The sequence below is a fragment of the Campylobacter sp. LH-2024 genome (assembly GCF_048270605.1).
GTDB lineage: Bacteria > Campylobacterota > Campylobacteria > Campylobacterales > Campylobacteraceae > Campylobacter_D > Campylobacter_D molothri.
In genome coordinates, this window is sequence record NZ_CP168139.1 from 676864 (window position 1) to 689034 (window position 12171).

A 12171-nucleotide genomic window follows, 5' to 3' on the forward strand; every position below is an offset into this window, starting at 1 on the left:
AAGTCATTTTGAAAGAAAATAATGTTAAAATAATGCTAAAGACAATTTAAGTATCGAGGAAATTTAATGTTTGAAGTAGTTATAGGACTTGAAGTTCATACTCAACTTAATACTAAGACAAAAATTTTTTGTTCTTGTGCAACTTCTTTTGGAGAAACTCCTAACACCAATGTTTGTCCTACTTGTTTAGCTTTGCCAGGTGCTTTACCTGTTTTAAATGAAGAAGCAGTTAAAAAAGCGATTTTTTTCGGAAAAGCTGTAAATGCTACTATTAATAAAAAGAGTGTTTTTAATCGTAAAAATTATTTTTATCCGGATTTACCTAAGGCTTATCAAATCTCTCAATTTGATATTCCTATAGTTGAAAACGGGGAACTTTTCATCAATATAAATGGCGAAAATAAACGTATAGGTATTACTAGGGCACATTTAGAAGAAGATGCAGGAAAAAATATCCATGAAAGTAATTTTTCTAAAGTAGATTTAAACCGCGCTGGAACTCCTTTGCTTGAAATTGTAAGCGAACCTAAGTTAAGAAGTAGCGATGAAGCAGTTGCTTATCTTAAAAAACTTCATTCTATTATACGTTTTTTAGATATTTCAGATGCAAATATGCAAGAAGGAAGTTTTAGATGTGATGCAAATGTAAGTATTCGCCCTAAAGGAGATACTAAACTTTATACAAGAGTTGAAATTAAAAATCTTAATTCTTTTCGTTTTATACAAAAGGCAATTGACTATGAAGTAAAGCGTCAAAGTGAAGCTTGGGAAGATGGAACTTATGAAAAAGAAGTTGTGCAAGAAACAAGACTTTTTGATACAAATAGTTTAACTACTCGTTCAATGAGAGGAAAAGAAGAAGCTGCTGAATATCGTTATTTTCCTGATCCTGATCTTTTACCAGTTTTGCTTAAAGATGAATTTTTGGAACTTGAAATTCCTGAATTGCCCGATGATAAGAAAAAACGTTATATTCAAGAATTAGGCATCAAGGAAAGTGATGCAGAAGTGCTTATTAGTTCGCTTGAAATGAGTCGCTTTTTTGAAAATTTAATTGCTCAAAAATTAAATCCTAAATTTTGTGTTAATTGGCTAAATACAGAATTAATGGGGCTTTTAAAAGGAGAATTAACTATAGAAAATTCTCCAGTAGATGCACAAAAACTTGGAGTATTAATAAAACGTATAGAAGAAGGTGTTATTAGCGCTAAAGCAGGCAAAGAAGTTTTAGCTTATGTATTTGAAAATACTCAAATAAATATTGATGAAGCTATTGATAAATTGGGCTTAAAGCAGGTAAGCGATGATTCGGCAATTGAAGCAGTGATTGAGAAAATTTTAAAAGAAAATGATGATAAAGTTACAGAATATAAAAGTGGTAAAGATAAGCTTTTTGGATTTTTTGTAGGTCAAGTAATGAAAGAAGGTAAAGGAGCTTTTAATCCTTCAAAAGTAAATGAAATTTTAAAATCAAAGTTAGATTAATGAGCAAAATTGCAGTTATTGGAGCGGGAAAATGGGGCAGTGCTTTATATCATGCTTTTAATGTAAAAAATACTTGTTTAATTACTTCTCGCTCTGAACGCAATTTAATGCATTTTGTTGATTTGGATACTGCTTTAAAATGTGATTATCTTGTCTTTGCTTTAAGTTCTCAAGGAATTCATAAGTGGCTTAAAGAGCATTTTAAAAATCAAGGTCAAAAAATTTTAATTGCCTCCAAAGGCATAGAAACTTCAACTTGTAAATTTTTAGATGAAATTTTTTTAGAATTTGTAAATCATGATCAAGTATGTGTTTTAAGCGGTCCTTCTTTTGCAGCAGAAGTTGAGAAAAAATTACCTTGTGCTTTGGTTGTTAGTGGTTTTAATCTTGAAATTTGTGAAGAATTTACAACTTTTTTTCCTGATTTTATAAAAACATATATAGGTGATGATGTAAGAGGTTCAGAAATTTGTGGAGCTTATAAAAATGTTTTGGCTATTGCTAGCGGAGTAAGCGATGGTTTAAATTTGGGTCATAATGCAAGAGCATCTCTTATTTCAAGAGGACTTATAGAAATGCACCGCTTTGGAAATTTTTTTGGAGCTAAAGAAGAAACTTTTTTAGGACTTAGTGGAGCGGGAGATTTATTTTTAACTGCTTCGAGTCAGCTTTCTAGAAATTATCGTGTAGGTTTAGCACTTGCTAAAAATCAAAAATTAGATGATATTTTAAAAGATCTAGGAGAAGTTGCAGAAGGAGTTAAAACAGCTTATGCTATAGAAAAAATAGCCTTAAAAAATCAAATTTATACACCTATAGTGCGCGAAGTTGTGCAAATTTTACAAGGTAAAGATGTAAAAAAAGCAGTGCAAGAATTATTAAAAGCTAAAAAATAGGAGTTAAAATGCTTATTAAAAATGCTAGAATTTATGGTCAAGATTTACAAGATATTTTAATTCAAAATGGAAAAATAGTAAAAATAGATACTCATTTAGAAGATGATGAGATTTTAGATGCTAAAGGAATGACTTTATTGCCTTCTTTTGTCGATTTAGGTGTTAGTTTAAAAGATGATAAGTTTTCTTTGGATCATTTATCATCTTTGGAACAAGAATGCATAGATAATGGTTTTAGCGCTGTTGTTTTGCGTGATTGTATGGATTTTGATGAAGAAACTTTTTCTCTTTTTTTACAAAATTTAAATTCTAGAAAAATAAATTTTTTTTCAAGTGTACGCGTTTTAAATTCTCAAGGAAAAATTAAAAATTTAGCTACACTTTTAAATAAAGGGGCTCATACTTTAGAACTTAAAAGTTCTAGTAATGCAAATATTTTACGTGTAGCTATGCAATATGCTTTAATGAAAGATAGTTTCGTTTTTGTTCACTGTAATGATAGTGATTTTGACGATAGAGGAATGATGAATGATTGTGAAACTAGCTTTAATTTAGGTCTTATTGGAATGAGTTCGGTTGCTGAAACAAGCGAAGTTGCAAAAATGAAGGAAATTGCTAAATTTTATGGGGTTAAGATTGTTTTTGATTTATTGAGTCTTAAAAGATCTATTGAAATTTTAGATAAAAACGATCTTAAATTAGTTAGCGTTCATCATTTGATTAAAGATGATAGCGCTTGTGAAAATTTTAATACAGCAGCTAAATTAAATCCTCCTTTAAGAAGCATTCATGATAAGGAATCTTTGAGAAATTTTTTAAAAGAAGGAAAAATTCAATTTTTAACTTCTATGCACAGTCCTAAATCTTCTTTTTTAAAAGAATTAGTTTTTGATGAAGCGGCTTTTGGGATCGATGGAATATGTGATTTTGCAAGCCTTTGTTATACTTTTTTCATTAAAAATGGTTTTTTAACTTGGAAAGAACTTTGCAATTTTACTAGTAAAAATCCTAATGAATTTTTAGGTTTAAATGCTGGAGTTATAGAAATAGGAAAAGATGCTAATTTAATATTTATTGATGAACAAGAAGAAATTTCTACTCCAAAAAGTTCCCTTTATAAAAAGGACAAATTATTTGGAAAAGTTAAAATGCATATGATTAAAGGTAGAATACTTTAATAAAATATTAGTTTTAAATTTTAATTAATAAATTATTTTTTTATTTTAGCAATTTATTAAATTGCTAAAATAAATTTAAATCCTAAGAATATAATTGCCGCCATAATTCCTGCAGCAGGTAAGGTGATGATCCATGCTAAGCCTATTGGTTTCATTAAATTCCAATTTGCATTTTTATTATATACACCAATGCCTAAAATTGCGCCAATTAAAATATGAGTAGAGCTTACAGGAATTCCAAATTGAGTAGCTAAAAGTATAACGATACTAGCTCCAAGTTCTGCACTAAAACCGGTTGTTGGTTTAATAGTAGCTAATTTTGATCCTACTGTAGCGATTACTTCTTTTCCTAAAAACCAAAGTCCAGCAACTAAGGCAACTCCAAACATTGCCATTGCAGCGAAAGGTACGGGTGATTTGGCATTAATGGTTGCATTTTTAAGAACATCCAAAATAGCTGCAAAAGGTCCGATAGCATTAGCTATATCATTGGCTCCATGAGAAAAAGCAAAACTTGAGGCAGTAAAAATTTGAAACCATGAAAAAAGTCTATCAGTTGTTTTATTTAACTCATTTTTTTTGACAATTTTTACAATAGCAAATGTTATAACATAGCTAATTATTCCCAAAATCCCTATAATCCAAAAATTTTGTAAAATATCTAAAGTGCTTACATTATTTAAGCCTTTAAATAAAAACATTGCTGAAATGATCGCTGCGCTAATGCATGCAACTATAGGCATATGAGTTTTTAAGATAGAATATATATCTATATTTTTTTCTCTTTCTTTAAATTCTTTAATTTTATTTTTATAAAAATTATTTTCTTGTTCTTCATCATCTAAAGCAATTGCTGAGAGTTCTTTGATTTGTTCTTCAGTTGATTTATTTTTAAGACTTAAAAAATAATTTTCTTTGAATTTCTTTTTTTCTTTTTTGATATTTTTTAAATCTTCGCTTAATTTTTCGGAAGGTTTAAGTATTTTTTTATCAATATAAACATAGATTAAATAAGCAACCAATCCTCCGAGTAAAGGAGAGGCAACCCAAGATATAACAATTTTTATAATTTCGCTCCATTTAACCATAGAAAGAGTTTGAGAGCCATCAAATTTTAAAAGTCCCATCATAATACTTGCACCAACAATTCCACCTACTATACTATGTGTAGTTGATACTGGCAGACCTTTTTTAGTAGCTATAAAGATCCAAAGTCCAGAGCTAAGAAGGGCAGCTAGCATAATGGAAACAAAAAGCATAGGATTAAATTCTTTGGGAAAAATTACAATTCCACTACGTATAGTTTGAGTAACTTCAGCACCTGCAAAAATAGCCCCGCTTAATTCAAAAACTGCAGCAATAAGAAGAGCTTGCTTGATAGTCACTGTTTTAGCTCCAACGCTTGTCCCAAAAGAGTTGGCAACATCATTGCCGCCAATATTAAAAGCCATAAATATACCAAAAATTGAGGCAAGTATAAAAAGTATTAATTGGTGTTGAGATATATAATTAAATCCCCAAATAATAAAAGCTGCAACGCTTATGATAAATATAACAAAAGCTATAATATTATCTTTTTGCATAAAAACCCTTTTTTAATTTTTTAAGTTTACGTTTTAATTATATCTTTATAATCCTGAAATTGAAATATTTTGTTTTTAGGTTGATATGATATTTATTTTATTTTTTTATAATACTTAATTTAGATTGTAATTATAGGGAAAGCTAATTTTAATGAAAAATATTTTTTATGTATTTCTCTTATTTTCTTTACTCAATGCAAATGAAACAAATTGTTCATGGCATAAATTTGATTTTCAATCAATTAAAAAAGCTCCTAAAATAGAAGAAACAAATATAGATTTTCAAAATGCTTTAAATAGTCTATTATCTAGTACTTTAGAAAATAAAAATGGCATAGATACAACAGATGGTGTTTTAGATTTTCAAAATGAAAATATTCGTGTTAAAAATTTGAGTTCAATTTATGAAGGGGAAAATGATTCTTTATTATTTCAAAAAGAACTTTTTATTGCTCAAGATGGATATAATTATTCTAGCGGTTTAATCAATCGCTATAAAAAAGATAATTTTTTATTTGGTTTTAATGGATTTGTAGATAAACAAGAAGAGCAAAAAGATGCTAAAAGTTTTGGGACAGAATTTGGTTATGGCGATTTTATTAAAGCTTATAGTAATTATTATATTTTAAATGATATAGATAAAAGCTTTCAATTGGGGATTAGTTTTATTGATTCTGCTTACAATAAATTCACATTTGATGTGATTAAGGATGAAGAAAAAACTAACTATCAATTAATCTATTCTCCTTATAGTGCATTAAATTTAAATTTATCTCGTCGTATTTTTAATACTAATTCAAATGAAAATGATATTGCGGTTCAAATTGGATTTAATTTTAGTTTTGATAAAAGTTTTTTAAAACAACTTCATAAACAAGATAATATTTTCCAAGAAATCAATCGCTATGATTTCTTGGAGAGAATTTATTAATTCATCCCTGCATTATGAAATTTTTCTGGATTATCCATAGCATAACGGAATTTTTCCCAATCAATTTGTTTATCCCAAATAGAAACAATTAAAGCTGCAACACTATTTCCGCAAAGATTTCCTACGGCCCTCATTTCTGACATAAATTTATCAACACCTAAAAGTATTCCTATAGCTGCAACTGGTAGAACTTCTGCTAAAGTAGCATTTGCTTCTGAAATTTCCATATTTCCTAAAGCAACTAGAGTGCTACCTAAAACTATAAATCCTGATCCTGTAACTCCTACAGCACCTTTTGAGGCTATCATAAGAACAATTAAAATACTAATTTCATGTGCTAAACTTAGATTGACATTAAAAGCTTGTGCTAAAAAAATCAAACTCATAGCTAAATATATATTGGTGCAATCAAGATTAAAACTATAGCCTGTTGGTAAAACAAGTCCAACAGTGGCTTTAGAAAGACCAGCTTTTTCTAATTTTCTCATCAAAGGGGCAAGTGCTGATTCGCTTGAACTTGTCGCAAAGACGATTAAAACTTCACGAGCTATAAACCTCATAAATTTAAATATATTTACCTTAGCAAAATAGCAAATAATTCCTAAAATACCAAATATAAATACTAGGCAAGAAATTAACATAACTAAGAGCAAATAAGCAAGATTAATCAAAGAGCCAATGCCATATTGTGCAATTAAAACAGCCATAGCTGAAAAAGCAGCAATAGGACTAAAATACATTATAATTTGTAAAATTTTAAAAACAAAATTTTGAAGAACTTCTAATACTCTTTGAATAGCTTGTTTATCTTCTGTTCTCATTAAAGAAATAATTAAAGCTGTAACGATAGCAATAACTAAAACTTGTATAGTTTTTCCTTCTGTAAAAGGAGTAATAATATCAGTTGGCATAGCATCTTTTAAAATATGCATGATTTCTGAGCTAGCACTAATTTCTGTTGTTTGCGAAATATATTTTTGCACACTTTTAGAATCTAATTGATCAGGGCTGAGATTCATCCCATGTCCTGGTTGCATTATATTAGCCATGAAAATACCTATAGCTAAAGCTAAGGTGCTTACAACTTCAAAATATATTACAGCTTTAGCTCCTATACTTCCAACCTTTTTTAAACTTTCAAGACTAATAATCCCTAAAACTAAAGTTACAAATATAATAGGTCCAATTAAAACTTTTAAAGATTTGATAAAATATTCTACACCTGGCTTACTTGCAATAGCCCATTCTTTATCAATATATCCAAGTGCAACACCAGCAATTATTCCTATAATCACCCAAAAACCTAAACTTTTTAAGATTCTTTTATATAATGGAGGTTTTATCTCTGCAAAAGTTTGACTTAAAGTTTCCAAAACAACTCCTTAATTTTATTTCAACTGGTAACATCTTAACAAACAAAGAATAAAATAGAAATTAAATATTTTAATACTTAATTTCAATAAAAAATCATTTGAGTTGCAATGTTACATAATTTCTTATTTTATAATAAATTAAATATAATTATGTTAATATTAACTTTTCATAAAATTAAATTATTATAAAAATACTTTAGAGCTAGTTAAATCTAAATGTTATTTTTAAAGTATCAAATTTTAGAAAGAGTTTGTTAGGATCATGGAAGAGATAATAGTAGATAATAATGCTTTAATTACTTCAAAAACAGATCTTAGAGGGAATATTATTTATGCAAATAATGATTTTGCTAAATATGCAGGATATACAATTGATGAGTTATTAAATCAACCTCATAATATTATACGACATGAAGATATGCCAAGAACAGTATTTAAATGTTTATGGGATTATATACAAAGAGGGGATGAAATTTTTGCCTTTGTTAAAAATAAAGCTAAAGATGGAAGATATTATTGGGTTTTTACTAATGTAACTCCTTCTTGTGGTATACATGGTAATATTATTAATTATTATTCGGTTCGTAGGGCTCCAAATCGTAAAGTTTTACCCATGATAGAAGAAATCTATAAAATTTTAAGAGAAAAAGAACAAAAAAGTGGAATTCAAGCAGGAGTTAAAGCTTTAATAGACATAATTAATTCTTATAAAATAAGCTATAATGAGCTTATTTTTAATTTACAGCATGAAGATTTAAAGACAAATTAATATTAATAATTGTAAAATTACGCCCAATCTTTGTAACTTATCTTACAAGGGTTAATTCTATCTTTTTTTGATTTAAAATCGCAAAATTAAATATTATTGTAAGAAAGGAAGATTTAATTTAATGAAAAATGGATTATTTTTGGCTATTTTTCTAGGTATTTTGAGTATCTTTGGAACGATTTTTGTTCATGCTTATGTTGGAGCAGTGATTGTATTACTTGCTATTGTGCTTATGATTTTTCTTTTTATATATTATAAAGATGAACAAATAATGATAGATAAGCTATATGATCTTTGCAAGGAATTAAGAGAAGGAAATTTTGAAAATAGAGTCGTTTATACAAAAACCAAAAGTAAAAAAATTGCAGAAATTTCAGATAATCTTAATAATACTTTAGATAATCTTGAAGCTTATTTAAGAGAGGTTAATACTTCGATAGCTTGTTCTCAAAAAGGAGAATTTTATCGCAAAGCTTTGCCTGAAGGTCTTAAAGGTATTTTTGCTCATAATATTGAATTTATTAATAAAGCTTTAGCTAATGTAGAAAATACTTCGAAATCTGTATTTAAAAATGCATTATCAAGAACATTAATGGATCTTAGTCTTGGAAATCAAAATAGAGATATGTCACAAATTTCAATCTCTTTAAATAAAGATATTGATGTTATGAAAAATGTTCATGATATGGTTGATTCAATCACTCATACTGCAACGGAAAATGGCAGTGAAGTTGATTCTTTACAAAGCGCTATGACTTCTTTAATGGAAGTGGTTAATTCAAGCAAAGAAACAGTTCAAACTTTTGTTGCTAATTCTCAAAATATTACTTCCGTAGTTGAAGTTATTAGAGATATTGCTGATCAAACAAATTTACTTGCGCTTAATGCTGCCATAGAAGCTGCACGTGCAGGAGAGCATGGTAGAGGATTTGCAGTAGTTGCTGATGAAGTAAGAAAACTAGCTGAAAGAACTCAAAGATCTACGAGTGAAATTTCTATAGCAATTCAAACTATGCAACAAGATTTTATCAATATTCAAAATGGTAGCGAGCAAGTTTTTGATATTGTAAGTCAATCAGAAGAAAGAATTCAAAAGTTTTCTCAAGCTTTTAGAGGTTTAGAAGAAAATAGCTCTACTCTAGGTAAAGATTTTTCAGAGTTGGCTAATAGAATGGCATTATCAGTTATAAAACTTGATCATATTTTATATAAATCAAATATATATTTAAATCTTAATGGAGCTCAAGATTTTGATCTATCTAGTGTAGATCCAATTTCAAATTTGTGCTTGGATGATAGAATAAAAAATATTATTAATTATTTTGTATCTGATGAAGAATTAAATTCTGCAAAACAATTAATTAAAAATAATGCTAAAAAAGCAATAGAAGAATCAAAAACAAGTTATATTGATCAAAAAGTATATGATGCTATTGTTAATGATATAAAAGTTTTAGAACATAGAAGTACTGAAATTCTAAATAAATTAAAGATTTAAGGAAGTTTAAATGTCAAAAGAAATTTTTTTGCAAAAAGAAAGTTTGATAACTTCAAAAACAGATTTAAAAGGCTTAATAGTTTATGCAAATGATGATTTTTTAAAATATGCTAATTATACTATGAAAGAGGTATTATATCAACCTCATAATATAGTAAGACATCAAGATATGCCAAAAACTGTTTTCAAATTTTTGTGGGATTATACGAAAGAAGGTAAAGAAATTTTTGCTTATGTAAAAAATAGAACTAAAAATAATGATTATTATTGGGTCTTTGCTAATGTAACACCTTCTTTAGATACTAGGAATAATATTATTGGATATTATTCAGTCAGACGTATGCCAAATCGTAAAGCATTGGAGACTATAGAAGATCTTTATAATAATTTGTTAAGAGTTGAAAAACAAAGCATCCATAAAGGTGTAGAAATGTTGAAAGATTTCTGCAAAAGTATGGGCAAAAGCTATAATGAATTGATATTCTCTCTTCAAGAGAGTAAATAAATTTTTATAGACTTAAAACAATCTTTGTTTTAAGTCTTGATGTTATATAATCTCTACTCGTTAAAAAACTTCATTGATTTTAGGAAAAAATATGTTCGATATTATTGTCATAGGTGGTGGACATGCCGGTATCGAGGCAAGTGCTGTCGCTGCTAAAATGGGCAAAAAAACCTTACTTTTAACAACTCTTATAGAACAAATTGGTGCAGCAAGCTGTAATCCTGCTATTGGAGGACTTGCTAAAGGACATCTGGTTAAAGAACTTGATGCCATGGGTGGCTTAATGGGTGAAATTACAGATATTGCAGGTATACAATTTCGTATTTTAAATGAAAGTAAGGGTGTAGCAGTAAGAGGAAGTAGAGCACAAATTGATATGGATAAATATCGTATTGTTGCACGTAATAAACTTTTAAAGCTTGAAAATGTAGAAATTTCACAAGAACAAGTTTGTGAGCTGATATTTGAAAAAGATAGAGTTATTGGAGTAAAAACTAATTTAAATAATGAATATAAAGCTCAAAAAATTATCCTAACAACAGGAACTTTTTTAAATGGACTTATTCATATAGGAGAAAATAAACTGGAAGCAGGAAGAGTTGGGGAGCTTTCTTCTATAAAATTAGGAAAAAATTTATCTTATAGCGGTTTAAAAATAGGGCGTTTAAAAACCGGAACTTGTCCTAGAGTGGATGCAAAAACTATTGATTTTAATGTTCTTGAAATTCAATATGGAGATAAAAATCCTAAGGCTTTTAGTTTTAAAACCAGAGACTTTAATCCAATTCAATTGCCATGTTATATAGCAAGGACAAATTTAAAAACTCATGAAATTATTAAAAATAATTTTTATCGCGCCCCACTTTTTACAGGGCAAATTGAGGGAATTGGTCCAAGGTATTGTCCTTCAATAGAAGATAAAATTAATCGTTTTACAGATAAAGAAAGTCATCATCTTTTTATAGAACCTCAAACAATTGATGCTACTGAATATTATATTAACGGATTTTCTACCTCTTTGCCTTATGAAGTTCAACAAGAAATGCTTTTTTCGATAAAAGGATTTGAAAAAGCTAAAATTACACGTTTTGGTTATGCAATTGAGTATGATTATATCGATCCAACGGAACTCTATCATACTTTAGAAACCAAAAAGATTAAAAATCTTTATTGTGCTGGACAAATTAACGGAACAACCGGCTACGAAGAAGCTGCAGCACAAGGCTTTATGGCTGGAGTGAATGCAGTATTGGCTATTGATGAAAAAGAACCATTTATTTTAAGACGAGATGAAGCTTATATAGGAGTTTTAATTGATGATTTGGTGATAAAAGGGACAAAAGAACCTTATAGAATGTTTACCTCAAGAGCTGAATTTAGACTACTTTTAAGAGAAGAAAATGCTATCATTAGACTTGGAAAATATGGTAAAGAATTTGGACTTTTAAAAGATGAAGATTATAAATTTATTGAAAATATTAAACAAAATTTAGATAAAGGATTAAATTTTCTTTTAGAAAAAGAATTGACTCCTAATAATCAAAATAATGAATTTTTAATTTCTTTAGGAGAAGAAAAGATCAGTTCTATTGTTAATTTACAAAAAATAGTTGCACGGTCTAGTTTTAATATAGAAAAATTAAAGAAACTAGATCCTATTTTTGAAGCCATGGATGAATATTCTTTAGGAGAAATCTTAAATGAAGCTAAATATTATCATTATATTATCATGCAAAAAGCACAAGTTGAAAAAATGAAAAATTTAATCGATATGCGTATACCTAAAGATTTTAATTTTAGAGATGTGAGCGGTTTGAGTAACGAAGTAATTGAAAAACTTGAGCTCAATAAGCCTTTAACTTTATTTGCTGCTAGTCAGATTAGTGGTATTACGCCAGCAGCTTTGGATATTTTACAAATTTATATAAAAATTCAAAAGAAACAAAATTAATG

General features: G+C 28.2%; 10 protein-coding genes. 8 read left to right on the plus strand and 2 right to left on the minus strand.

Annotation, left to right across the window (positions count from 1 at the left end):
- Positions 1-66 precede the first annotated feature (66 nt).
- From gatB to ACD570_RS03560, 3 genes are read left to right on the plus strand one after another with little or no spacing between them, the layout of a single operon-like run.
- Complete coding sequence (gene gatB, locus ACD570_RS03550; protein ID WP_417904411.1) at positions 67-1485, plus strand: Asp-tRNA(Asn)/Glu-tRNA(Gln) amidotransferase subunit GatB; 1419 nt, start codon at positions 67-69, stop codon at positions 1483-1485.
- Entirely contained in the window at positions 1485-2381 is an 897-nt protein-coding gene (locus ACD570_RS03555) for an NAD(P)H-dependent glycerol-3-phosphate dehydrogenase (protein ID WP_200280942.1), read from the plus strand. The genes gatB and ACD570_RS03555 overlap by 1 nt, the downstream gene beginning before the upstream one ends.
- Positions 2382-2389: 8 nt before the next feature.
- Positions 2390-3559 carry a metal-dependent hydrolase gene (locus ACD570_RS03560; RefSeq protein ID WP_417904412.1) on the plus strand — a complete coding sequence of 390 codons (1170 nt, stop codon included), beginning with the start codon at positions 2390-2392 and terminating at the stop codon, positions 3557-3559.
- 56 nt (positions 3560-3615) lie between these two features.
- Here the strand turns inward: ACD570_RS03560 and ACD570_RS03565 are convergent, their stop codons facing one another.
- The gene (locus ACD570_RS03565; protein WP_337207258.1) at positions 3616-5142 is read right to left on the minus strand and encodes an inorganic phosphate transporter; all 1527 of its coding nucleotides are present in this window, start codon (positions 5140-5142) and stop codon (positions 3616-3618) included.
- A 151-nt stretch (positions 5143-5293) separates the two neighbouring features.
- Here ACD570_RS03565 and ACD570_RS03570 point away from each other — a divergent pair, with 151 nt between their 5' ends.
- Positions 5294-6073, plus strand: a complete 780-nt coding sequence (locus ACD570_RS03570) for an inverse autotransporter beta domain-containing protein (protein WP_337196400.1) — start codon at positions 5294-5296, stop codon at positions 6071-6073.
- Here ACD570_RS03570 and ACD570_RS03575 read toward each other — a convergent pair.
- Positions 6070-7446, minus strand: coding sequence for a cation:dicarboxylate symporter family transporter (locus ACD570_RS03575; RefSeq protein ID WP_417904413.1), 1377 nt, complete (start codon positions 7444-7446; stop codon positions 6070-6072). The two genes, ACD570_RS03570 and ACD570_RS03575, sit on opposite strands and share 4 nt — an antisense overlap.
- A 262-nt stretch (positions 7447-7708) precedes the next feature.
- Between ACD570_RS03575 and ACD570_RS03580 the strand changes: the two genes are divergently transcribed.
- The 4 genes from ACD570_RS03580 to mnmG all read left to right on the plus strand — a co-directional run bounded on the left by ACD570_RS03580 (position 7709) and on the right by mnmG (position 12169).
- Positions 7709-8215, plus strand: coding sequence for a PAS domain-containing protein (locus ACD570_RS03580; protein WP_337204821.1), 507 nt, complete (start codon positions 7709-7711; stop codon positions 8213-8215).
- 121 nt (positions 8216-8336) lie between these two features.
- The gene (locus ACD570_RS03585; protein WP_337204820.1) at positions 8337-9713 is read left to right on the plus strand and encodes a methyl-accepting chemotaxis protein; all 1377 of its coding nucleotides are present in this window, start codon (positions 8337-8339) and stop codon (positions 9711-9713) included.
- 10 nt (positions 9714-9723) lie between these two features.
- Entirely contained in the window at positions 9724-10218 is a 495-nt protein-coding gene (locus ACD570_RS03590; RefSeq protein ID WP_417904414.1) for a PAS domain-containing protein, read from the plus strand.
- Positions 10219-10309: 91 nt separating this feature from the next.
- Positions 10310-12169 carry a tRNA uridine-5-carboxymethylaminomethyl(34) synthesis enzyme MnmG gene (gene mnmG, locus ACD570_RS03595; protein WP_417904415.1) on the plus strand — a complete coding sequence of 620 codons (1860 nt, stop codon included), beginning with the start codon at positions 10310-10312 and terminating at the stop codon, positions 12167-12169.
- Positions 12170-12171: the final 2 nt, after the last annotated feature.